We start from the raw sequence: 21,447 nt of genomic DNA on the forward strand, positions 1-21,447 counted from the left end.
CGCATCGCGATTACGGTTGCAGCAGGGCGTCGGCCGGCACGGCGTCGCGCTGGGCGCCGGTCAGCTTGAAGTACACCAGGCCGATGCTCATCAGGCCGAGGAACAACAGGGCGATGGTGCCGTTGAACCAGACCATCGCGGCCAGGCACACCAGGGCCAGGGCCAGGGCGATGCCCGGCACCAGCGGGTAGCCCGGCGCCTTGAAGGTGCGCTCCAGGTTCGGCTCGCTTTTGCGCAGCTTGAACAGGCTGAGCATGCTCATGATGTACATGACGATGGCGCCGAACACGCTCATGGTGATCATCGCCGCGGTCAGGCTCATGCCCTGCAGGGCGATCAGGCCGTCGCTGTAGATCGCCGCGATGCCGATCAGGCCGCCGGCGATGATGGCGCGGTGCGGGGTGTGGAAGCGCGACAGCTTGGCCAGGGCCGGCGGCAGGTAGCCGGCGCGAGCCAGGGCGAAGAACTGCCGGGAGTAGCCGAGGATGATGCCGTGGAAGCTGGCGACCAGGCCGAACAGGCCGATCCACACCAGCATGTGCAGCCAGCCGGAGTTCTCGCCGACCACCGCCTTCATCGCCTGCGGCAGCGGGTCGTTGATGCCGGACAGGGCCTTCCAGTCGCCCACGCCGCCGGCCATCACCATCACGCCCAGGGCCAGGAACACCAGGGTCAGGATGCCGGCGATATAGGCACGCGGGATGGTGCGTTTCGGGTCCTTGGCCTCCTCGGCGGCCATGGCCGCGCCCTCGATGGCGAGGAAGAACCAGATGGCGAACGGAATGGCGGCGAAGATGCCGGCGATGGCGGGCATGCCGAACTCATTGCTGCCGGCCCAGCCGTCGACCACGAAGTTGCTGAAGCTGAAGCCCGGCGCCACCACGCCCATGAACACCAACAGCTCGAGCACCGCCAGCACGGTGACCACCAGCTCGAAGGTGGCGGCGATGCTGACGCCGAGGATGTTGAGGGTCATGAAGATGAGGTAGGCGCCGACCGCCGCCAGCTTCGGATCGAGCCCGGGGAACTGCACGTTGAGGTAGGCGCCGATGGCCATGGCGATGGCCGGCGGGGCGAAGACGAACTCGATCAGGGTGGCCATGCCGGCGATCATCCCGCCGGTGGGGCCGAAGGCACGCCGGCTGTAGGCGAAGGGCCCACCGGCGTGCGGTATTGCGGTGGTCAGTTCGGTGAAGCTGAAGATGAAGCAGCTGTACATCGCCGCCACCATCAGGGTGGTGATCAGGAAGCCCAGGGTGCCGGCCGCGCCCCAGCCATAGCTCCAGCCGAAATACTCCCCGGAAATCACCAGGCCCACGGCGATACCCCAGAGGTGCAGGGTGCCGAGGCTGGGTTTAAGTTGCGCTGTGCTCATGGTCTTGTTCCTCGGTAGAGAGCCACGTGATAGGTCGATCGCATGGCGAGGATATCCAGCCGCCCCCGGCCGAGACTTGACCTTGCAAAGTCCGCGCGCAGCTGCAGAGTCAAGTCGGCAGACGGCCCGCAAACCGCTCTGGCACGGGCTTTTGCGCCATGCCGGTGCATACCGTTACGGCGCCGCCCCAAGGCGATGCAAAATGGCGCCGAACCAGCGGACCGAGGCGGATGGCAGAGCGCCTAGGCGACGGGGCATGACTATTGCTAAACCACTGGCAACTTCACCGTGGCGCCTGCCCATGCCCCTGAACCTCGCCCATCCGCTGGCCATGACCGACTCGCCGAGCAACCTCGGCGTGCTGTCGGCCGCCGCCTGTGGCCTGGACGGCTTCATCGGCCTGCAGGGTGGCGACGCGGAGCGGGTGTTCGGCGTGGCCGGCATCGACCCGGACCTGCTGCTGCACCCGACCCTCAGCCTCAGCCTGAGCAACTACTGCAAGGTGCTGGAGGAAGCGGCCAGCCAGTCCGGCTGCGACAACTTCGGCCTGCGCTACGGCCAGCAGTTCCTGCCGCGCGCACTCGGCCTGCTCGGCTATGTCGGGCTCTGTTCGCATAGCCTGGAGCAGGCCCTGCAGAATTTCGCCCGAGCCTTTCCCTACCACCAGCACGACACCCTGATCCGCCTGGTGGACATCGACGAGTGCTACCGCTTCGACTATCAGGTGCATCACCCGGCCATCCTCGATCGCCGCCAGGACGCCGAGTTGACCATGGGCATGGCGCTGAACCTGGTGCGCCACGCCCTGGGGCCGGACTGGGCACCGCGTGCCGTGCTGTTCGAACATGCCAGACCGGAAGGCTGGCGCGAGCACCAGGCGGCCTTCGACGCCCCCGTGCTGTTCGACCAGCCCTGCAATGCCCTGCTGATTCCCAAACGCGACATCGCCGGCAAACTGATGCCCGAGCGCGATCCGGTGCTGCTGATGCTGGTGCAGGACGCCATCGTCCGCCTCGGCGGCCAGCAATCGCCGCAGTGCCTGGTCGACCAGGCCCGCGGCCTGGTGCGCGATGCCCTGCCGCTGGGCGAGCCGCCGCTGGAGCGCATCGCCGCCGGCCTCGGCCTGACCCCGGCCGCCCTGCAACGGCGCCTGCGCGAACAGAACCTGAGCTACTCGGCGCTGATCGACCAGGTACGCCGCGAGCTGGCCCTGCACTACCTGCGCCGGCGCCTGCCGGTCAGCGAACTGGCGCCGCTGCTCGGCTACTCCGAGACCAGCGCCTTCTCCCGCGCCTTCCGCCGCTGGTTCGACGCCAGCCCGCGGCAATGGCTGCAGATGAGTACGGCCTGATCCCATGCTGCCACGCTACACTGCCGCCTCGTCCAGTCTGCCTGGAACCACCGCATGACCGCCGTTCAACCCGCGCTTATCACCCCCGCCTGGCACGCCGAACTGGAATTGGCCTACGCCCGCCAGCAGGACTGGACGCGCCCGGTGCTGCGCCGCCACCTGGGCCCGCTGCGGGTGCAGAAACACCTGCACGCCGAGGGCCCCGAGGTGTGCCAGCACATCATCGTGCACCCGCCGGCCGGCATCGCCGGCGGCGACAGCCTCACTCTCTCGGCCAGCGTCGGCGAGCAGGCCTGGACACAACTGACCAGCCCGGGCGCGGCCAAGTGGTACCGTGCCAGCAGCGTGGCGCAGCAACGGATCGAACTGCGTGTGGCCCCAGGCGCAACCCTGGAATGGCTGCCGCAGGAAACCATCGTCTACGCCGGCGCCCAGGCCGAGCTGAGCACCCGCATCGAGCTGGAAGGCGACGCCCGCCTGTTCTACTGGGACATGGTCGCCCTCGGCCGCCCCGCCGCCGGCGAGCGCTTCGAGGCCGGGCATTTCCAGGCCGGCCTGGATATCCGCCGCGATGGCCAGCTGCTGTGGCACGAGCGCCAGCGCGTGGTCGGTGGCGACGGTCTGCTCGACTCGCCCATCGGCCTGGACGGCCAGCCGGTGTTCGCCACCCTGCTGGCCAGCGGCGAGATCGATGCCGAACTGCTGCAGCGCTGCCGCGAGCTGCACTGCAGAGGTCGTGGCGACCTGACCCAATTGCCGGGCCTGCTGGTGGCCCGCTGCCTGGCCGGCGAGGCGCTGCACGCGCGCGCCTGGCTGATCGAACTCTGGCGCCTGTTGCGCCCTGCCCTGCTCGGCCGCGCGGCCGTGCCCCCGCGAATCTGGAGTACCTGATGGATCTTTCGCCCCGCGAGAAGGACAAGCTGCTGATCTTCACCGCCGGCCTGGTGGCCGAGCGGCGCCTGGCCCGCGGCCTCAAGCTCAACTACCCGGAGGCCATGGCGCTGATCTCCGCCGCCCTGCTCGAAGGTGCCCGCGACGGCCGCACGGTGGCCGAGCTGATGCACTACGGCACCACCCTGCTGACCCGCGAGCAGGTGATGGAAGGCGTGCCGGAAATGATTCCGGAGATCCAGATCGAGGCCACCTTCCCCGACGGCACCAAGCTGGTCACCGTCCACCAGCCGATTGCCTGAGGCCGCCCGCATGCTGATCCGCGACGCCCTGGAAACCGACCTGCCGGCCCTGCGCGACATCTTCAACGACGCGGTGCTCAATACCACCGCGATCTGGATGGACAACGTGGTCGACTTGGCCAACCGCCAGGCCTGGTTCGCCGCCCGTGCCCAGCAGGGCTACCCGATCCTGGTGGCCGAGAACGCCGCCGGCGAGGTGGTCGGCTACGCCTCGTTCGGCGACTGGCGCCCCTTCGACGGCTTCTGCCACACGGTCGAGCACTCGGTGTACATCCGCGCCGACCAGCGCGGCAAAGGTCTCGGCCCGCTGCTGCTGGCCGCGCTGATCGAGCGCGCCAAGGCCTGCGACAAGCACGTGATGGTCGCCGCCATCGAGAGCGGCAACGCCGCCTCGATCCGCCTGCACCAGCGCCTGGGCTTCGCCATCACCGGGCAGATGCCCCAGGTGGGCCGCAAGTTCGGCCGTTGGCTGGACCTGACCTTCATGCAACTGATCCTCACCCCGGAGCGCAGCGCACCATGATCCCCGGCGAATACCAGATCCAGGACGGCGAGATCGAACTCAACGCCGGCCGCCGCACCCTCAGGCTCAGCGTGGCCAACAGCGGCGACCGGCCGATCCAGGTCGGCTCGCACTACCACTTCTTCGAGACCAACGATGCGCTGGCGTTTGATCGAGCGCTTACGCGAGGCATGCGCCTGAACATCCCGGCCGGCACCGCGGTGCGCTTCGAGCCGGGGCAGAGCCGCGAGGTGGAGCTGGTGGAACTGGCCGGCGCGCGCCGGGTGTTCGGCTTCGCCGGCCGCGTGATGGGGGACCTGTGATGAAGATTTCGCGCCAAGCCTATGCCGACATGTTCGGCCCCACCGTCGGCGACAAGGTGCGCCTGGCCGATACCAACCTGTGGATCGAAGTGGAGAAGGACTTCACCAGCTACGGCGAGGAAGTGAAGTTCGGCGGCGGCAAGGTGATCCGCGACGGCATGGGCCAGGGCCAGCTGTGCGCCGCCGACGTGGTCGACACCCTGATCACCAACGCGCTGATCATCGACCACTGGGGCATCGTCAAGGCCGACGTCGGCCTCAAGGACGGGCGCATCCACGCCATCGGCAAGGCCGGCAACCCGGATATCCAGCCCGACGTGACCATCGCGATCGGCGCCGGCACCGAGGTGATCGCCGGCGAGGGCATGATCCTCACCGCCGGCGGCATCGACACCCATATCCACTTCATCTGCCCGCAGCAGATCGAAGAGGCGCTGATGAGCGGCGTCACCACCATGATCGGTGGCGGCACCGGGCCGGCCACCGGCACCAACGCCACCACCTGCACCTCCGGGCCCTGGCACATGGCGCGCATGCTGCAGGCCGCCGACGCCTTCCCGATGAACCTGGGCTTCACCGGCAAGGGCAACGCCTCGCTGCCCGAACCCTTGATCGAACAGGTCAGGGCCGGCGCCATCGGCCTCAAGCTGCACGAGGACTGGGGCACCACCCCGGCGGCGATCGACAACTGCCTGTCGGTCGCCGACCAGTACGATGTGCAGGTGGCGATCCACACCGACACGCTGAACGAGTCCGGCTTCGTCGAGACCACCCTGGGCGCGTTCAAGGGCCGCACCATCCACACCTACCACACCGAGGGCGCCGGCGGCGGCCATGCGCCGGATATCATCAAGGCGTGTGGGTTCCCGAATGTGCTGCCCAGCTCGACCAACCCGACCCGGCCGTTCACCCGCAATACCATCGACGAACACCTGGACATGCTGATGGTCTGCCACCACCTGGACCCGAGCATCGCCGAGGACGTCGCGTTTGCCGAGAGCCGCATCCGCCGCGAGACCATCGCCGCCGAGGACATCCTGCATGACCTCGGCGCCTTCAGCATGATCAGCTCCGACAGCCAGGCCATGGGCCGCGTCGGCGAGGTGATCACCCGCACCTGGCAGACCGCCGACAAGATGAAGCAGCAGCGCGGCCCGCTGCCCGAGGACGCGCCAGGCAACGACAACTTCCGCGCCAAGCGCTACATCGCCAAGTACACCATCAACCCGGCCATCACCCACGGCATCAGCCACGAGGTGGGTTCGGTGGAAGTGGGCAAGTGGGCCGACCTGGTGCTCTGGCGCCCGGCCTTCTTCGGGGTGAAACCGACGCTGATCCTCAAGGGCGGAGCGATTGCCGCCAGCCTGATGGGCGACGCCAATGCCTCCATCCCCACGCCGCAGCCGGTGCACTACCGACCGATGTTCGCCAGCTACGCCGGCAGCCGCCATGCCACCAGCATCACCTTCATCAGCCAGGCGGCCTTCGACGCCGGCGTGCCCGAGCAGCTGGGGCTGAAGAAGAAGATCGGTGTGGTCAGGGGCTGCCGCGAGGTGCAGAAGACCGACCTGATCCACAACGGCTACCTGCCGAGCATCGAGGTCGACCCGCAGAACTACCAGGTCAAGGCCGACGGCCAGCTGCTCTGGTGCGAGCCGGCCGAGGTACTGCCGCTGGCCCAGCGCTACTTCCTGTTCTGAGCACTACGCCCTCTGCCGCTGGCTCCAGGCCAGCGCGGCGCCGCTGAGGATGATCACCGCCATGCCGAGCACGGCCCAGGCATCCGGCAGGTGGTCGAACACCAGGGCGCCAATCAGGGTGGCGATCAGGATCTGCCCGTAGGTGAAGGGGGCCAGGCTGGCGGCGCTGGCGAAGCGGTAGGCGTGGGTCAGCAGCATGTGCCCGGTCATCGCCAGGCCGCCCAGGGCAGCCATCAGCAGCACGTCCATGGGCGCCGGCATTTGCCAGGTCCAGGGCAACAGCAGGCCCGCGCCGAGGGTGCCGACCAGCGCGGTGAGGAAGTTGCTGGTGGCCGGGGCATCGGTGGCACTGAGCCGGCGGGTCAGCAGCTGGTACAGGCCGAAGCAGAACGCCGCGCCCAGGGGCAGCAGGCTGGCCGGGCTGAACAGCTCGCCACCGGGGCGCACGATCAGCAGCACGCCGAGCAGACCGCCGCCCACCGCCAGCCACACGCCGCGGCTGACCGTCTCCTTCAGCCAGAGCACCGACAGCACCACCACCACCAGCGGCGCCAGGAAGATCACCGCCGTTGCCTCGCCCAACGGGATATGGCGCAGCCCGGCGTAAAACAGCAGGGTCACCCCGACCAGGCTCAGCCCACGCGCCAGCTGCAGCAGCGGGCGGCGGGTACGCACCAGGTCCAGGCCCATGCGCGGGGCGAACACCACCAGCATCAGCAGGTTCTGCGCCAGGTAGCGCAGGCACACCACCAGCAGCAGCGGATAGGAGGCGGCGAGGGTCTTGGCCAGGGCATCCTGGCTGGACAGCAGCAGGCCGGCCGCGAGGATCAGCGCGATACCCAGGCCGGGGCGGGAATGCTCGTGCAACTTGAGAACAGCCTAATAATAAGGTGGCTAACAATTCTGCCAAGGCGCGTCGGTCGCGACCAGCACCAGCCGTCTGCTGCGCCGCCGATGCCCGCCCCCGCAACTAGAGTTAACACAGCGCAGCGCTCAAGGAGGTCGCCATGCTCAGGTCCCCTCGCATCCCCCTGCTCGCCTGCTCCTTGCTGGCGACCGCCATGGCCGGCGCCGAGACGCTGATCCCGCTCAACGGCCAGACCCAGCAGCAGATCCAGAACGATATCGCCGCCTGCCAGAGCCAGGCTGCCGGCAGTCCCTCCTCGTCGTCGGACTCGTCCCGCGGTGGCGAGCGCCTGCGTGGCGCCGCGGTGGGCGCGGCGGCGGGGGCGGCGGCGGCCGAGGTGCGCGGCCAGCGCCACGACGAGGTCTACGACCGCATCGACGACGATGTGAAGCAGCAATACCGACAGAACCAGGCCCGCGAGGCGGCGGCCGCCGGCGTGGTGGTCGGCGGCTCGCGCCAACGCCGCGAGCGGCGCGCGGACAGGCGCAGCGAGCAGGCCGCGCAGAGCGGTTCCAGCCAGGCCTATATCAACTGCATGAGCGCCCGCGGCTACTCGATCAGCCCCTGATCAGCGCAGCTGGCTGTCCTTGCTGCCACGCCGGTTGTAGCCGCTGAACGCCGCCTGCTCCTGGTCGTGGGCCGCCTGGCAGTTCACGCACAGGCGCACGCCGGGCACCGCCTGGCGGCGTGCCTCGGGGATGGGGGCGTCGCACTCCGCGCAGTGGCTCAGGCTCTCGCCGCGTGGCAGCTGGCTGCGTGCGCGGGCGATGGCGTCCTCGATGCTGCTGTCGATCTGCTCCTGCACCGCGCCGTCGTTGGTCCAACCTCCGGCCATGGGTACCTCCGGCAATGGGCTCTCGCTCCCAGATATGCGCCCAGCCTGTCGGCAATGCAAGCACCGCTGGCTATGCTTGCGGCAACAGCCGAGGAAACCCATCGATGCCTTGCCTACGTCTGCTGGCGATTCTCCTGCTCAGTTGCAGCGTCCTGTCCGCCCGGGCGCAGACGCTGATCGCCATCGACAACGCCAATCCCCCCTTCATGTACCAGCAGGATGGTCAGCCCCGGGGGCTCTACCCGCTCCTGCTGCAGGCCGTGTTCGCCCGCCTCGGCGAACCCCTGGCGATCCAGGCCATGCCCTGGAAGCGCGCCCTGCTCCGGGGCGCCGCCGGTGAACTGGGCATCGGCGGCATCTACAAGAACGCCGAGCGGCTCAGGGTGTTCGACTACTCCGCGCCGATCTTCGAAGAGCGCCTGCTGCTCTACGTACAACGCGAACGGGCCTTCGACTTCCGCGGCATCGCAGACCTGCACGGCAAGCGCGTCGGGGTGATTCGCGGCTGGAGCTACACGGAGGAGTTCGACCAGGCCGCACGCACCGGGCAGATCGAGACCCAGGAAGGCAGCGCGGACGAAGCCAACCTGCGCAAGCTGGCCTCCGGCCGGCTGGACGCGGTGATCGCCATCGAGCTGGCCGGCCAGCGCCTGCTGGCCCTGCCGGGGCTGGAGCAACTGGTCGCCCTGCCGCGGCCGCTGAGCATCAACCCCACCTACCTGGTATTCGCCAAGCAGGCCGGCCAGGGCGCGCTGCTGCAGCGCTTCGACCAGGCCCTGAAGGACATGCGCCGGGACGGCTCGCTGCAGCGCCTGATCGAGCAGGAGATCGCTACTCCTTGACGTTCATGTACTCGCGGGCCCAGACGATGTAGTCCTCGGGCTGGGTGTACTTGTGCGTCAGCTCGGTGGCGTTGTGATCGCTGGCGGGGATGCCGCGCTGCTCGCGCAGGCAGTCGTAGGTGGCCTTGATCGCGGCGAAGTAGGCGGCGTGGCCGTCCACCACGATGCGCACGCCGAGGCTGGCCAGGCGCGCGTCGTCGCGCAGCGAGGGGTTGCCATAGCTGACCAGCATCAGCGGCACGCTGAGATGTTGCGCGATCGCCTCCAGATGCTCGAAGTCGCCCACCCCGACCATGCAGATCGCGTCGGCGCCGGCCTCCTGATAGGCGACGGTACGGCGGATCACCTCGTCGACCTCGAGTACCCCGGCGTGGGTACGGGCGATGATCGCCAGGTCCGGGTCGACCCGCGCTTCCAGTGCCGCGCGGATCTTGCCGACGCCTTCGTCGATGCCGATCAGGTCGGTGGACTTGCGACCGAACTGGGCCGGCAGCAAGGTGTCCTCGAGGGTCAGCGCGGCGATGCCGGCGCGCTCCAGCTCGACCACCGTGCGCATCACGTTGAGCGCGTTGCCGTAGCCGTGGTCGGCGTCGGCGATCACCGGCAGGCGTGCCACCCGGCCGATGCGGGTGGCCTGCTCGACGAACTCGCTGAGGCTGATCAGGGCGAAGTCCGGCGCGGCCAGAACTTGTAGTGAAGCTACAGAACCGCCCAGGATACCGACCTCGAATCCGAGGTCGGCGGCAATCCGGGCGGACATCGGGTCGAACACCGATGCCGTGTGGTAGCAGGCATCCGAGGCCAGAAGCGCACGGAACTGGGCGCGAAGATCATGGTGTGAGGCTATTGGCATGGAAGGCATTCTGCAGGTCGTTCTCGGTTATCCCGGCGAATTATGTAGCAAAACTACAAAACTCGTCATGTAGTAAAACTACATATACACCCATCCGCCTTGCACTCCGCTTTCAGCGACGGGTGGCGCCGCAGCATTTTCACCCGTGCACCTCGCTGTCCCTGGCGCTCAATGCAACCTGGCCGAGGGTAACCAGCGGCGCAGGATGGCCTCCAGGCTGCCGTCGCGGCGCATGCCATCGAGCTCGCGCCGCCAGCGCTCGACCAACGCTGGCGCGGTCTGCGGCGAGAAGGCGATGTAGTAGTCGGATTGCATGAAGGCCAGGTGCCCCTGCACCTCTTCCGGGGTCAGCCCGCCAGTGGCCAGCTCCTCGCGCAGGGTCAGGTCCTCGGTGGCGATCAGCTTGACCCGGCCGTGCTTGAGCATGGTCACCATCTGCCGGGAGCTGGGCACGCCGTACAGGTTGGTGAAGCCCATGCGCTGCAGGGTCTCGTAGCTGTACCACTGTTTGGGCAGGGCCAGGGTGCCGGCGCGGGCCGCGTCCTCCAGGCTGTCGATGCGCAAGTTGCTGCTCTTCAGCGAGTAGAAGCGCGTCGCCCCCTGCAGGATCGGCCCGACCCACTGGAACAGCGCCTCGCGCTCGGCGGTGCGCACCACCGCGAACAGGCCGGTATCGGCCTCGCTCTTGGCCAGGAAGTAGGCGCGGGTCCAGGGCAGCAGCTCGATGCTGGCCTGGCTGCCGGTGCGCCGGATCAGTTCGCGCACCACTTCCACCGAGTAGCCGTCGGGCTGGCCATCGCGCAGGAAGCTGGTGGGCGGGGCCTGCTCGGTCAGCAGGCGCAGCTCGGCCACCGCCAGCAGCGGCCACAGAACGCAGCAGAATATCCAGACCCGCACCGATGCACGCATCCGCACCGCCCTCCCATGGCTTCAGCCTAGTCCAGCAGCGCTCGCGCGCCGCCAGCGGGAGCGCTGTTCGTCGGCTTGGCCGGCTAGTCCGCCAGGGGCAGCAGGTGGCGAATGGCGGGGTCGTCCAGCCGCTGAGCATCCACGTAGAGCGCCGCCAGCGGCTCGTGGCGCGGGCCGGGCCTGGCGCCACGCAAATGCTGGTGGGCCGCCCACACGCTGCGATAGCCCATTTCCCAGGGCTGCTGCAGCAGCAGGGCGGCCAGCTCGCCACGGCGCAGGGCCTCGACCAGCAGAGGGTCGGCATCGAAACCTATATGCACCAACTGCCCGCTGCGCCCGGCGCGGCGCAGCACCGCCAGGGCACTCTGGGTGGTGCGCTCGTTGACCGTGAAGAGGCCGTCCAGGGTCTCCAGCACCTGCAGATCGGCCGCGCTGGGCATGTAGTCGTGCACCGGCAGGCGTGCCTCCAGCGCCACGTCCAGGCCGGCCTCGCGCGCCCCCTGGATGAAACCGACGCTGCGCTCGGCCACCGAACTGGCCTGGGAGTCGGGACGCAGCACGCCGACCCGACCGCCACCCCGCAGCAGCCGCGCCATCTGCCGAGCGGCCAGCAGACCGGCCTGGTGGTTGTCGGTCACCACGGCGCCTATCACCTCGTCACCGCCCAGGTCACGATCGATATAAAGCACGGCGATGCCCTGGTCCTTCAGCTGGCGCATGTGTTCGGCGACAGCCGCGCCGCTGGGCGCGACTATCAGCGCGCGACAGCCATGCGCGAGCATGCGTTCGACGATGCGCAATTGCGCCTGGGGATCGGTTTCCTTGCTCGGCCCGCGGAAATACAGCTGCAGCCCGGTCTCCTGGGCCGCCTGCCGGGCGCCCTGCTCGACACCGTGCCAGAAGGCCGCGCCACCGGCGCCGGACACCAGGCTGACGCAATCGGCGCGGGCCGCGACACCCAGCGAGCAGAGCAGCACAAAGCCCAGTGTGGGCAGCAGGAGCAGACGCATGAGGGGACTCCAGACGGACTCGGGAGACCCACTTCCGACTCCAGACAACATCCTCGGTCTCCCCTTCCCAGCCTAGCACTCTGCCATCACTCCAGCCGACGATTGCCCGCGCACGCGCCCGGGTACTCGCATAGAATGCGCGGCCGTTTTTTCCGGAATCGCCGCGCCATGAACCATCCGCTCCCCGCCAACGCCCTGGGCATCGACTTCGGCACCTCCAACTCCACCGTCGGCTGGTGGCGGCCGGGCCTGGAGCCGCTGCTGGAGCTGGAGGACGGCAAGATCACCCTGCCCTCGGTGATCTTCTTCAACACCGAGGAGCGCCGCCCGGTCTACGGCCGCCAGGCCCTGGCCGAATACCTCGATGGCTACGAGGGGCGCCTGATGCGCTCGCTGAAGAGCCTGCTCGGCTCCAAGCTGCTGAAGAGCGAGACCACCGTACTGGGCAGCGCCCTGCCGTTTCGCGACCTGCTCGGCTTCTTCATCGGCGAACTGAAGAAGCGCGCCGAGGCCCAGGCCGGCCGCGAGTTCGAGCAGGTGGTGCTGGGCCGCCCGGTGTTCTTCGTCGACGACGACCCGCTCGCCGACGCCGAGGCTGCCAACACCCTGCAGGCGGTGGCGCACAAGCTCGGCTTCAAGGAGGTGTCCTTCCAGTTCGAGCCGATCGCCGCGGCCTTCGACTACGAACGCAGCATCACCCGCGAGGAACTGGTGCTGATCGTCGACATCGGTGGCGGCACCTCGGACTTCTCCCTGGTGCGCCTGGCGCCGCAGCGCCGCGAGCTGAGCGAGCGCCAGGACGACATCCTGGCCACCGGCGGCGTGCATATCGGCGGCACCGACTTCGACAAGCAGCTGAGCCTGGACGGGGTGATGCCGCTGTTCGGCTATGGCCGCCGGATGAAGAGCGACGCGCTGATGCCGACCAGCCACCACCTCAATCTGGCCACCTGGCACACCATCAACGCGGTGTACGCACAGAAGGCCCAGCTGGCACTGAAGAGCATGCGCTACGACATCGTCGATCCGACCGGCGTCGATCGCCTGCTGCGCCTCACCGAACAGCGCGCCGGCCACTGGCTGGCCATGCAGGTGGAGGAAGCGAAGATCAGCCTGACCGAGCGGGACGAGCACCTGATCGACCTGGCACGCGTCGAGGATGGCCTGGTCGCCATGCTCGACCGGCCGCTGTTCGACCAGGCCATCGACGGCCTGCTGCAACGCATCCGCACCGGCGTCGACGAGCTGCTCAGAAGCGCCGGCGTGGATCATGCCGCAGTCGACACCATCTTCTTCACCGGCGGCTCCAGCGCCGTGCCGGCCCTGCGCCAGAGCGTCGCCGCCCTGCTGCCCAACGCCCGCGCCACCGAGGGCAACAGCTTCGGCAGCATCGGCAGCGGCCTGGCCATCGAGGCGCACCGGCGCTACGGCTGAGGCGCAAACAAAAAGGCCGGGCAATGCCCGGCCTTTTCCTGCCTGCGGGGGTCAGGCCGCGCGCCTGAGCAGCACCACCCCGGCCAGGGCGCAGATCGCCGCCGGCACCGCCACCGCCAGCAGCGGCGCGAAGCCGAACACCAGGCTGGATGGCCCCAGCAGGTCCTGGGCGATGCGGAACACGAAGCCCACCAGCACGCCGGTGAAGACGCGCTGGCCGAGGGTCACCGAACGCAGCGGGCCGAAGATGAAGGAAATCGCCATCAGCACCAGCGCCGCGGTCACCAGCGGCTGCAGCACCTTGGTCCAGAACGCCAGCCAGTAGTTGCCGTTGTTCAGGCCCTGCTCGCCGAGATAGTGGATGTAGCGCCACAGCCCGCTGATCGACAGGGCCTCGGGCTCCAGCACCACGGTGCCGAGCAGCTCGGGCCTGAGCTCGACGTCCCAGCGTTCGCTGGCGGCCTTGAGCACCTCGGTGCTGCGCTCGCGGAAGTGGGTGGTCTGCACCTCTTCCAGCAGCCAGTGGTCGCCCTGGTACTGGGCGCGACGGGCGAAGCTGGCGGACAGCAGCTTGCGCTCGCCATCGAACTGGTAGCGGGTCACGCCGAGCAGCTTGCCACCCGGCTGCACGGCGTTGATATGCACGTACTCCTGGCCCTGGCGATGCCACAGGCCGCGCTTGGAGCTCTGCGCCTCGCCGCCACCCTGGGCCAGCGAGCGATGGGCCTGGGCCTGGCTCTCGCTCCAGGGCGCCAGGTATTCGCCGACCAGCAGGCCGACCAGCATCAGCACCAGCATGGGCTTCATCACCGCCCAGACGATGCGCCCGACCGACACGCCGGCGGCGCGCATGATGGTCAGCTCGCTGCTGCTGGCCAGGCTGCCGAGGCCGATCAGGCAGCCGATCAGCGCCGCCATCGGCAGCATCTCGTAGGCGCGCCGCGGCAGGGTCAGCAGCACGTAGATCAGCGCTTCCAGGGTGCCGTAGTTGTCGCCGACGTCGCCCAGTTCGTCGATGAAGGCGAACAGCAGGGCCAGCCCGACGATGATGCCGAGCACCGCCAGGATGGCGAAGAACACACTGCTGCCGATGTAACGATCAAGCCTGCCCATGGGCCATCTCCTTGGCTGCGCGGCGACTGGCCAGCTTGAGTTGCAGGGGCTGCCAGCCGACCAGGCCGAGGCCGATCAGCAGGAACAGCGCGTGGACCCACCACAGGCCCAGCTCCAGGGGAATCTTGCCCTTGTCCAGCTGGCCACGGGCACCGATCAGCAGCGCCAGATAGGCCATGTACAGGAGGATCGCCGGCAGCAGCTTGAGGAAGCGGCCCTGGCGCGGATTGACCCGTGCCAGCGGCACCGCCAGCAGGGTGACGACGAACACCAGCAGCGGGATGGACAGGCGCCACTGCAGCTCGGCCTGGTGGCGCGGCTCGTCGCTGCCGAGCAGCTCGCGGGTCGGAATCGCCTCGCGCTCGCCGATCTCGCCACTGACTTCCGGCTTGGGCAGCAGCACGCCATAGGTGTCGTACTTGATCGCCCGGTAGTCGGCGCGGCCGGGGTTGCCGTCGTAGCGGTAGCCGTTCTCCAGGATCAGGTAGCGGCTGCCATCCTCCTGGATCACCTGGCGGCCCTGCTCGGCCACCAGCAGGGTGATACCGCCGGCGCGGCTCTTGCCCTGGTCGGCACGGCCCTGGTCGGCGCGCTTCTCGGTGATGAATACCCCGGCCAGCTGGGCGCGGTCATCGGACAGGCCCTCGGTGTAGGTCACCCGCGAGCCGTCCTTCATGGCCTGGAAGCGACCGGGAACCAGGGTGTCGAATTCGGTCAGGGCATCCTGCTGCTGGAGGATGCGCGCCACCTCGGCCACGCCCTGCGGCGCAAGGCCCAGGCTCAGCCAGGCCACCAGCGCGGCGACCACGGCGGCCGGCGCCATGCTGTAGCCGAGCAGGCGGCGGTTGCTCATGCCGGTGGCGGACAGCACGGTCATCTCGCTGTCCAGATAGAGCCGGCCGTAGGCCAGCAGGATGCCGAGGAACAGGCCCAGCGGCAGGATCAGCTGGAGGAAACCGGGAATCCGGTAGCCCATGATCAGGAACAGCACGCCCGGGTCCAGCACTCCCTGTGCGGCCTGGGCAAGGTACTTGATGAAACGCCCGCTCATGATGATCACCAGCAGCACGGCACTCACCGCGCCGAGGGTGACCAGCACCTCACGGGAAAGGTAACGGAAGACGATCAAACCGGACGCTCCAGGGTTGTCAGGCTCAGGCGGCAACGCTCACACTAGCCGCACTCGGTTGCACGGCCCGCCAAGGCGGACCTCGAAAAAATAGCCGGCATTATCCTGCAAACCCGACTCTTTGTCTTGGGGACAGCTCACCATGGAATTCCTCGTCAAAAGCACCCGTCCGGAAACCCTGAAGACCGCCACCCTGGTCGTCGCCCTCGGCGAAGGCCGCAAGCTCGGCGTCGCCGCCAAGGCCGTGGACGACGCCAGCGGTGGCGCCATCTCGGCCCTGCTCAAGCGCGGCGACATCGCCGGCAAGCAGGGCCAGACCCTGCTGCTGCACAGCCTGCCGGGCCTCAAGGCCGAGCGCGTGCTGCTGCTCGGCAGCGGCAAGGGCGAACTCTCCGACCGCCAGTTCCGCAAATTGGTTGCAGCCGCCCATGGCGTGCTGAAGAACCTCGGTGGCAGCGACGCGGTGCTGGCCCTCGGCGAGCTCAAGGTCAAGGGCCGCGATGCCTACGGCAAGGCCCGTCTGCTGGTGGAAACCCTGGCCGATGGCGGCTACGTGTTTGACCAGTTCAAGAGCAAGAAGGCCGAGCCGAAGGCACTGAAGAAGATCACCCTGATCGCCGACAAGGCCGAGCTGGCCGACGTCGAGCGCGGCAGCCTGCACGCCCGCGCCATCGCCACCGGCATGGCCTTCACCAAGGACCTCGGCAACCTGCCGCCGAACCTCTGCCACCCCAGCCACCTGGCCGAGGAGGCCAAGGCCCTGGCCAAGGCGCACAAGAACCTCAAGGTCGACATCCTCGACGAGAAGAAGCTCAAGGAACTGGGCGCCGGCGCCTTCCTCGCCGTGGCCCAGGGCAGCGAGCAGCCGCCGCGGATGATCGTGCTCAACTACCAGGGCGGCAAGAAGGACGACAAACCCTTCGCCCTGGTCGGCAAGGGCATCACCTTCGACACCGGCGGCATCAGCATCAAGCCGGCCGCCGGCATGGACGAGATGAAGTACGACATGTGTGGTGCCGCCAGCGTGCTCGGCACCCTGCGCGCCGTACTGGAGCTGCAACTGCCGATCAACCTGGTATGCCTGCTGGCCTGCGCCGAGAACATGCCCAGCGGCAGGGCGACTCGGCCGGGCGATATCGTCACCACCATGAGCGGGCAGACCGTGGAGATCCTCAACACCGACGCCGAAGGCCGCCTGGTGCTGTGCGACACCCTGACCTACGCCGAGCGTTTCAAGCCGCAGGCGGTGATCGACATCGCCACCCTCACCGGCGCCTGCGTGGTCGCCCTGGGCGCCAACGTCTCCGGCCTGATGGGCAACAACGAGGCGCTGGTCAAACAGATCCTCAAGGCCGGCGAGCATGCCGACGACCGCGCCTGGCAGCTGCCGCTGTACGACGAGTACCAGGAGCAGCTGGACAGCCCGTTCGCTGACATCGCCAACATCGGCGGACCGAAGGCCGGCACCATCACCGCCGGCTGCTTCCTGTCGCGCTTCGCCAAGAGCTACCACTGGGCGCACCTGGACATCGCCGGCACCGCCTGGGTCAGCGGCGGCAAGGACAAGGGCGCCACCGGCCGCCCGGTACCCCTGCTGACCCAGTACCTGCTCGACCGCGCCAAGGCCTGACCCGGCCCATGCGCGTCGAGTTCTACGTGCTCTCCTCCGCCACGCCGGAAGGCCGCCTGCGCGCGGCCTGCCAGCTGGCCGCCAAGGCCTGGAAGGCCGGCCTGCCGGTGTTCCTGCGCGGCGCCGACCAGGCGCAGTGCGAGGAACTGGACCGCCTGCTGTGGAGCTTCCGCCCGGAATCCTTCATCCCCCACGGCCTGCATGAGGAAGACGCGCAGGCGCCGGTGGTGATCGGCCTGGACCAGGAGCCGGCGCAGGCCGGCGGCGTGCTGCTCAACCTGCACCCGCAGCTGTCGCCGCACCTGGCCCGTTTCACCCGGGTGATCGAGATCGTCAACCAAGAGCCGGCGCTGCTGGCCCAGTGCCGCGAGAACTTCCGCCAGTACCGCCAGCTCGGCCACGAGCCGCAGCGGGTCGAGCTGTGAAATGCAGCGCATTCTCGAAATAGCCCGCCGCACAGCGTAGAATCGGCCTCCTCGGCCACCTTCCCCTCCCGCGACGCCCATGGACAGCTCCCAACCGCCCAAACCCGCCCATCTGCTGGACGACCTCGAGGCCATCCGCCAGCTGCTGGAGAAGGAGCAGCTGGAGCCGCCCCTGCTGACCGAAACCCTCGACGACGACCTGCAGATCCCCCTGCTCTCGGAAATCATCGAGCCCGGCCCCGGGCCGACTACCGCTCCCGTCACCGCCGCGCCGGTAACCAGTGTGCCGCTGTCCTACCCGGTGCAGCCGGCCGTGGCGGCGCCCGCCGCGCCCCAGGCCGCCAGCGTGGCGCCGCAGGTGACCGCCCGCGTGGTGCAGAGCCAGCTGCTGCAGAACCGCCTGGACGCCGAGCTGCGTGCCGCCGCCCAGCTGATCCTGCAGGACGTGATCGACGACTTCGTCCCGCAGATCGAGGCCGAGCTCAAGCGCCGCCTGGATGCCCGCCTGGACCGCCTGCTCAAGCAGCCCAAGCCCTGAGTTGCCCACACTCGCCAGCCCGGCAGGCGAACTGAGGCCCCGCGGCTAGCGCCGGGCCACGCCAACCGGCGGCCAGTGGCACGCGGGTGGCGCCAGCCGTTATACTCGGCGGCTTTCCCGCTCAGTTGCCAATACGGTCCCGCCGACTCATGGACAAGACCTACCAGCCCCACGCCATCGAAACTTCCTGGTACCAGACCTGGGAGCAGAACAACTACTTCGCCCCGCAAGGTTCCGGCGAGCCCTACACCATCATGATCCCGCCGCCGAACGTCACCGGCAGCCTGCACATGGGCCACGGCTTCAACAACTCGATCATGGACTGCCTGATCCGCTTCCGCCGCATGCAGGGCCGCAACACCCTGTGGCAGCCGGGCACCGACCACGCGGGCATCGCCACCCAGATGGTGGTCGAGCGCCAGCTGGCCGCCGAGGGCATTGGCCGTCACGATCTGGGTCGCGAGAAGTTCCTGGAGAAGGTCTGGGAGTGGAAGGAGCAGTCCGGCGGCACCATCACCCGGCAGATCCGCCGCCTGGGCTCCTCGGTGGACTGGTCGCGCGAGCGCTTCACCATGGACGAAGGTCTGTCCGAAGCCGTTAAAGAAGCCTTCGTGCGCCTGCACCAGGACGGCCTGATCTACCGCGGCAAGCGCCTGGTCAACTGGGACACCAAGTTCCACACCGCCATCTCCGACCTCGAAGTGGAAAACCACGACGAGAAGGGCCACCTGTGGAACCTGCGCTACCCGCTGGCCGACGGCAAGAAAACCGCCGAGGGCCTGGACTACCTGATCGTCGCCACCACCCGCCCGGAAACCATGCTCGGCGACTCCGCCGTGGCCGTGCACCCGGAAGACGAGCGCTACAAGGCGCTGATCGGCAGCTACATCGAACTGCCGCTGGTGGGCCGGCGCATCCCGATCATCGCCGACGACTACTGCGACCCCGAGTTCGGCACCGGCTGCGTGAAGATCACCCCGGCCCACGACTTCAACGACTATGAAGTCGGCAAGCGCCACAACCTGCCGCTGATCAACATCTTCGACAAGGACGCCCAGGTGCTCGCCAGGGCCCAGGTGTTCAACATCGACGGCAGCGTCAACGCCGAGATCGACGGCAGCCTGCCGGCCGAATACGCCGGCCTCGACCGTTTCGTCGCGCGCAAGCAGATCGTTGCCGCCTTCGAAGCCGCCGGCCTGCTGGAGAAGATCGAAGACCACGCCCTGAAAGTGCCGAAGGGCGACCGCTCCGGCACCGTGATCGAGCCGTGGCTGACCGACCAGTGGTACGTCTCCACCAAGCCGCTGGCCGAGAAGGCCATCGCCGTGGTCGAGAGCGGCGAGATCCAGTTCGTGCCCAAGCAGTACGAGAACATGTACTTCAGCTGGATGCGCGACATCCAGGACTGGTGCATCAGCCGTCAACTGTGGTGGGGCCACCGCATCCCGGCCTGGTACGACGAGGCCGGCAACGTCTATGTCGGCCGCGACGAGGCGGAAGTGCGCGCCAAGCACAACCTCGGTGACATCGCCCTGCGCCAGGACGAAGACGTGCTGGACACCTGGTTCAGCTCCGGCCTGTGGACCTTCTCCACCCTCGGCTGGCCGCAGCAGACCGACTTCCTCAAGACCTTCCACCCCACCGACGTGCTGGTCACCGGCTTCGACATCATCTTCTTCTGGGTTGCCCGGATGATCATGCTGTCCACCCACCTGACCGGGCAGATCCCGTTCAAGACCGTGTACGTGCACGGCCTGGTGCGCGATGGCCAGGGCCAGAAGATGTCCAAGTCCAAGGGCAACGTGCTCGACCCGCTGGACATCGTCGACGGCATCGACCTCGAAGCCCTGGTGGCCAAGCGCACCAGCGGCATGATGCAGCCCAAGCTGGCCGAGAAGATCGCCAAGCAGACCCGCGCCGAGTTCCCGGAAGGCATCGCCGCCTACGGCACCGACGCCCTGCGCTTCACCAACCTGGCGCTGGCCTCCACCGGTCGTGACATCAAGTTCGACATGGGCCGCGTCGAGGGTTACCGCAACTTCTGCAACAAGCTGTGGAACGCCGCCAACTTCGTCATCGAGAACACCGATGGCCAGGACACCGGTGTCAACGACGAGCCGGTCGACCTGTCGCCGGTCGACCGCTGGATCATCTCCGCCCTGCAGCGCTGCGAGCAGGACGTCACCCGCCACCTCGACGCCTTCCGCTTCGACATGGCGGCGCAAGCCCTGTACGAGTTCATCTGGGACGAGTACTGCGCCTGGTACCTGGAGCTGGTCAAGCCGGTGCTGTGGGACGAGAACGCGCCGATCGAGCGCCAGCGCGGCACCCGCCGCACCCTGGTGCGCGTGCTGGAGGTGATCCTGCGCCTGGCCCACCCGTTCATGCCCTTCATCACCGAGGAAATCTGGCAGCGCATCAAGGCCCAGGCCGGCAAGGACGGTGCCACCATCATGCTGCAGGCATGGCCGGTGGCCAACGAGAGCCGCATCGACGCGAGCGCCGAAGGCGACATCGAGTGGGTCAAGCAGCTGATGCTCGGCGTACGGCAGATCCGTGGCGAGATGAAGATCTCCATGGCCAAGCGCATCGACATCATCGTGCAGAACGCCAACGCCGAAGACCTGCGCCGCCTGGCCGACTTCGAGCCGCTGCTGAGCAAGCTGGCCAAGCTGGAGTCGGTGCGCGTGCTGGAAGCCTCCGAGGAAGCACCGATGTCCGCCACCGCCCTGGTCGGCGAGATGCAGGTGCTGGTGCCGATGGCCGGCCTGATCGACAAGGACGCCGAACTGGCGCGCCTGGACAAGGAAATCCAGCGCCTGCAGGGCGAAGTGCAGCGGGTCGGCGGCAAGCTGGCCAACGAGGGCTTCGTCGCCAAGGCCCCGGCCGAGGTGCTCGACAAGGAGCGCGCCAAGCTGGCCGAGGCCGAACAGGCGCTGGCCAAGCTGGTCGAGCAGCGCGAGAAGATCGCCAAGCTGTAACCCCCGACAAGGCCCGCCATCGCGGGCCTTGTGCTGTCTGCAGGAGCACGCATGGAAGTCAGCAAGACCCGCACCAGCTTCTACCGCCGCCTCTACGTCGCCTGGCTGATCGACAGCGGCACGGCCACCAGCGTGCCGGCGCTGATGGCCGCCACCGGCATGCCCCGGCGCACCGCCCAGGACACCCTGGCGGCGCTGGCCGAGCTGGATATCCGCTGCGACTTCGTGCAGCACGACGGCGAGCGCAACAACGCCGGCCATTACCGCATCGCCGACTGGGGACCGATCGACCCTGCCTGGGTCGCCGCCCATCTGCCGCAGATCCGCCTGCTGCTCGACTACCCCTGACCCCCGCCGTCCGGGCACCGCCATCAGGGCGGCGGCCCCTGCACGCCTG

The 21,447-nt window shown here is 68.3% G+C and carries 22 protein-coding genes; 14 read left to right on the forward strand and 8 right to left on the reverse strand.

Going from position 1 to position 21,447, the window contains the following annotated elements; translation table 11 throughout:
• Positions 1-10: 10 nt before the first annotated feature.
• Complete coding sequence (gene eat / locus AAG092_RS05920) at positions 11-1,375, reverse strand: ethanolamine permease (protein WP_373388940.1); 1,365 nt, start codon at positions 1,373-1,375, stop codon at positions 11-13.
• Between the two features lie 301 nt (positions 1,376-1,676).
• Between eat and AAG092_RS05925 the strand changes: the two genes are divergently transcribed.
• The 6 genes from AAG092_RS05925 to ureC are packed head-to-tail and all read left to right on the forward strand — an operon-like array spanning position 1,677 to position 6,444.
• Positions 1,677-2,726 (forward strand): AraC family transcriptional regulator, encoded by a 1,050-nt coding sequence (locus AAG092_RS05925; protein ID WP_373388941.1) that lies wholly within the window; start codon positions 1,677-1,679, stop codon positions 2,724-2,726.
• Positions 2,727-2,780: 54 nt separating this feature from the next.
• On the forward strand, positions 2,781-3,617 hold the full coding sequence (locus tag AAG092_RS05930) for an urease accessory protein UreD (protein WP_373388942.1): 837 nt from the start codon (positions 2,781-2,783) through the stop codon (positions 3,615-3,617).
• Positions 3,617-3,919 (forward strand): urease subunit gamma, encoded by a 303-nt coding sequence (ureA, locus tag AAG092_RS05935; RefSeq protein WP_076425734.1) that lies wholly within the window; start codon positions 3,617-3,619, stop codon positions 3,917-3,919. The genes AAG092_RS05930 and ureA overlap by 1 nt, the downstream gene beginning before the upstream one ends.
• Positions 3,920-3,929: 10 nt before the next feature.
• A complete protein-coding gene (locus AAG092_RS05940; protein WP_373388943.1) occupies positions 3,930-4,442 on the forward strand; it encodes an N-acetyltransferase family protein in 513 nt (170 codons plus the stop codon).
• Positions 4,439-4,744 carry an urease subunit beta gene (locus AAG092_RS05945; protein ID WP_061903491.1) on the forward strand — a complete coding sequence of 102 codons (306 nt, stop codon included), beginning with the start codon at positions 4,439-4,441 and terminating at the stop codon, positions 4,742-4,744. The genes AAG092_RS05940 and AAG092_RS05945 overlap by 4 nt, the downstream gene beginning before the upstream one ends.
• Complete coding sequence (gene ureC / locus AAG092_RS05950) at positions 4,744-6,444, forward strand: urease subunit alpha (RefSeq protein WP_373388944.1); 1,701 nt, start codon at positions 4,744-4,746, stop codon at positions 6,442-6,444. Before AAG092_RS05945 ends, ureC begins: the two co-directional genes overlap by 1 nt.
• 3 nt (positions 6,445-6,447) lie before the next feature.
• On the opposite strand, the gene AAG092_RS05955 is transcribed toward ureC, so the two are convergent.
• Positions 6,448-7,311 (reverse strand): DMT family transporter, encoded by an 864-nt coding sequence (locus tag AAG092_RS05955; RefSeq protein ID WP_373388945.1) that lies wholly within the window; start codon positions 7,309-7,311, stop codon positions 6,448-6,450.
• Between the two features lie 140 nt (positions 7,312-7,451).
• Between AAG092_RS05955 and AAG092_RS05960 the strand changes: the two genes are divergently transcribed.
• Positions 7,452-7,919, forward strand: coding sequence for a hypothetical protein (locus tag AAG092_RS05960; RefSeq protein ID WP_373388946.1), 468 nt, complete (start codon positions 7,452-7,454; stop codon positions 7,917-7,919).
• Here AAG092_RS05960 and AAG092_RS05965 read toward each other — a convergent pair whose 3' ends face one another.
• A complete protein-coding gene (locus AAG092_RS05965) occupies positions 7,920-8,186 on the reverse strand; it encodes a DksA/TraR family C4-type zinc finger protein (RefSeq protein ID WP_373388947.1) in 267 nt (88 codons plus the stop codon).
• Positions 8,187-8,290: 104 nt separating this feature from the next.
• On the opposite strand from AAG092_RS05965, the gene AAG092_RS05970 reads away from it, so the two are divergent.
• Positions 8,291-9,028, forward strand: a complete 738-nt coding sequence (locus tag AAG092_RS05970) for an ABC transporter substrate-binding protein (RefSeq protein WP_181418730.1) — start codon at positions 8,291-8,293, stop codon at positions 9,026-9,028.
• On the opposite strand, the gene AAG092_RS05975 is transcribed toward AAG092_RS05970, so the two are convergent.
• The 3 genes from AAG092_RS05975 to AAG092_RS05985 form a co-directional block, all read right to left on the reverse strand.
• Positions 9,018-9,881 (reverse strand): oxaloacetate decarboxylase, encoded by an 864-nt coding sequence (locus AAG092_RS05975; protein WP_110681045.1) that lies wholly within the window; start codon positions 9,879-9,881, stop codon positions 9,018-9,020. The two genes, AAG092_RS05970 and AAG092_RS05975, sit on opposite strands and share 11 nt — an antisense overlap.
• 168 nt (positions 9,882-10,049) lie before the next feature.
• Positions 10,050-10,790, reverse strand: a complete 741-nt coding sequence (locus AAG092_RS05980; protein WP_373388948.1) for a substrate-binding periplasmic protein — start codon at positions 10,788-10,790, stop codon at positions 10,050-10,052.
• Between the two features lie 83 nt (positions 10,791-10,873).
• Positions 10,874-11,800, reverse strand: a complete 927-nt coding sequence (locus AAG092_RS05985; RefSeq protein WP_373388949.1) for a substrate-binding domain-containing protein — start codon at positions 11,798-11,800, stop codon at positions 10,874-10,876.
• Positions 11,801-11,968: 168 nt separating this feature from the next.
• On the opposite strand from AAG092_RS05985, the gene AAG092_RS05990 reads away from it, so the two are divergent.
• The gene (locus tag AAG092_RS05990) at positions 11,969-13,234 is read left to right on the forward strand and encodes an Hsp70 family protein (RefSeq protein WP_373388950.1); all 1,266 of its coding nucleotides are present in this window, start codon (positions 11,969-11,971) and stop codon (positions 13,232-13,234) included.
• Positions 13,235-13,285: 51 nt separating this feature from the next.
• On the opposite strand, the gene lptG is transcribed toward AAG092_RS05990, so the two are convergent.
• Positions 13,286-14,347: an LPS export ABC transporter permease LptG gene (lptG, locus tag AAG092_RS05995; RefSeq protein ID WP_373388951.1), complete on the reverse strand. Its 1,062-nt coding sequence runs from the start codon at positions 14,345-14,347 to the stop codon at positions 13,286-13,288.
• Positions 14,334-15,476, reverse strand: coding sequence for an LPS export ABC transporter permease LptF (gene lptF, locus AAG092_RS06000; RefSeq protein WP_110681041.1), 1,143 nt, complete (start codon positions 15,474-15,476; stop codon positions 14,334-14,336). The genes lptG and lptF overlap by 14 nt, the downstream gene beginning before the upstream one ends.
• A gap of 142 nt (positions 15,477-15,618) precedes the next feature.
• Here lptF and AAG092_RS06005 point away from each other — a divergent pair, with 142 nt between their 5' ends.
• From AAG092_RS06005 to AAG092_RS06025, 5 genes are all read left to right on the forward strand, one after another.
• Entirely contained in the window at positions 15,619-17,106 is a 1,488-nt protein-coding gene (locus AAG092_RS06005) for a leucyl aminopeptidase (protein WP_373388952.1), read from the forward strand.
• An 8-nt stretch (positions 17,107-17,114) separates the two neighbouring features.
• Positions 17,115-17,531 carry a DNA polymerase III subunit chi gene (locus tag AAG092_RS06010; protein WP_373388953.1) on the forward strand — a complete coding sequence of 139 codons (417 nt, stop codon included), beginning with the start codon at positions 17,115-17,117 and terminating at the stop codon, positions 17,529-17,531.
• Between the two features lie 79 nt (positions 17,532-17,610).
• On the forward strand, positions 17,611-18,069 hold the full coding sequence (locus AAG092_RS06015) for a DNA polymerase III subunit chi (protein ID WP_373388954.1): 459 nt from the start codon (positions 17,611-17,613) through the stop codon (positions 18,067-18,069).
• Between the two features lie 149 nt (positions 18,070-18,218).
• Positions 18,219-21,050, forward strand: coding sequence for a valine--tRNA ligase (locus AAG092_RS06020; RefSeq protein WP_373388955.1), 2,832 nt, complete (start codon positions 18,219-18,221; stop codon positions 21,048-21,050).
• A gap of 51 nt (positions 21,051-21,101) precedes the next feature.
• The gene (locus AAG092_RS06025; protein ID WP_373388956.1) at positions 21,102-21,398 is read left to right on the forward strand and encodes a helix-turn-helix domain-containing protein; all 297 of its coding nucleotides are present in this window, start codon (positions 21,102-21,104) and stop codon (positions 21,396-21,398) included.
• Positions 21,399-21,447: the final 49 nt, after the last annotated feature.

Source organism: Pseudomonas alcaligenes (genome assembly GCF_041729615.1).
In the GTDB taxonomy this organism is placed as follows: domain Bacteria; phylum Pseudomonadota; class Gammaproteobacteria; order Pseudomonadales; family Pseudomonadaceae; genus Aquipseudomonas; species Aquipseudomonas alcaligenes_B.

What these genes read in the sequence shown, in the direction of transcription:
- AAG092_RS05985 (WP_373388949.1), bottom strand. Translation starts at nt 11,800, where the DNA reads ATGCGTCTGCTCCTGCTGCCCACACTGGGCTTTGTGCTGCTCTGCTCG.
- AAG092_RS05975 (WP_110681045.1), bottom strand. Translation starts at nt 9,881, where the DNA reads ATGCCAATAGCCTCACACCATGATCTTCGCGCCCAGTTCCGTGCGCTT.
- ureA (WP_076425734.1), top strand. Translation starts at nt 3,617, where the DNA reads ATGGATCTTTCGCCCCGCGAGAAGGACAAGCTGCTGATCTTCACCGCC.
- AAG092_RS06020 (WP_373388955.1), top strand. Translation starts at nt 18,219, where the DNA reads ATGGACAAGACCTACCAGCCCCACGCCATCGAAACTTCCTGGTACCAG.
- AAG092_RS05990 (WP_373388950.1), top strand. Translation starts at nt 11,969, where the DNA reads ATGAACCATCCGCTCCCCGCCAACGCCCTGGGCATCGACTTCGGCACC.
- AAG092_RS05960 (WP_373388946.1), top strand. Translation starts at nt 7,452, where the DNA reads ATGCTCAGGTCCCCTCGCATCCCCCTGCTCGCCTGCTCCTTGCTGGCG.
- AAG092_RS05945 (WP_061903491.1), top strand. Translation starts at nt 4,439, where the DNA reads ATGATCCCCGGCGAATACCAGATCCAGGACGGCGAGATCGAACTCAAC.
- lptG (WP_373388951.1), bottom strand. Translation starts at nt 14,347, where the DNA reads ATGGGCAGGCTTGATCGTTACATCGGCAGCAGTGTGTTCTTCGCCATC.
- AAG092_RS06025 (WP_373388956.1), top strand. Translation starts at nt 21,102, where the DNA reads ATGGAAGTCAGCAAGACCCGCACCAGCTTCTACCGCCGCCTCTACGTC.
- AAG092_RS05965 (WP_373388947.1), bottom strand. Translation starts at nt 8,186, where the DNA reads ATGGCCGGAGGTTGGACCAACGACGGCGCGGTGCAGGAGCAGATCGAC.
- ureC (WP_373388944.1), top strand. Translation starts at nt 4,744, where the DNA reads ATGAAGATTTCGCGCCAAGCCTATGCCGACATGTTCGGCCCCACCGTC.
- AAG092_RS06010 (WP_373388953.1), top strand. Translation starts at nt 17,115, where the DNA reads ATGCGCGTCGAGTTCTACGTGCTCTCCTCCGCCACGCCGGAAGGCCGC.
- eat (WP_373388940.1), bottom strand. Translation starts at nt 1,375, where the DNA reads ATGAGCACAGCGCAACTTAAACCCAGCCTCGGCACCCTGCACCTCTGG.
- AAG092_RS06005 (WP_373388952.1), top strand. Translation starts at nt 15,619, where the DNA reads ATGGAATTCCTCGTCAAAAGCACCCGTCCGGAAACCCTGAAGACCGCC.
- AAG092_RS05930 (WP_373388942.1), top strand. Translation starts at nt 2,781, where the DNA reads ATGACCGCCGTTCAACCCGCGCTTATCACCCCCGCCTGGCACGCCGAA.
- AAG092_RS05940 (WP_373388943.1), top strand. Translation starts at nt 3,930, where the DNA reads ATGCTGATCCGCGACGCCCTGGAAACCGACCTGCCGGCCCTGCGCGAC.
- AAG092_RS06015 (WP_373388954.1), top strand. Translation starts at nt 17,611, where the DNA reads ATGGACAGCTCCCAACCGCCCAAACCCGCCCATCTGCTGGACGACCTC.
- AAG092_RS05980 (WP_373388948.1), bottom strand. Translation starts at nt 10,790, where the DNA reads ATGCGTGCATCGGTGCGGGTCTGGATATTCTGCTGCGTTCTGTGGCCG.
- AAG092_RS05925 (WP_373388941.1), top strand. Translation starts at nt 1,677, where the DNA reads ATGCCCCTGAACCTCGCCCATCCGCTGGCCATGACCGACTCGCCGAGC.
- AAG092_RS05970 (WP_181418730.1), top strand. Translation starts at nt 8,291, where the DNA reads ATGCCTTGCCTACGTCTGCTGGCGATTCTCCTGCTCAGTTGCAGCGTC.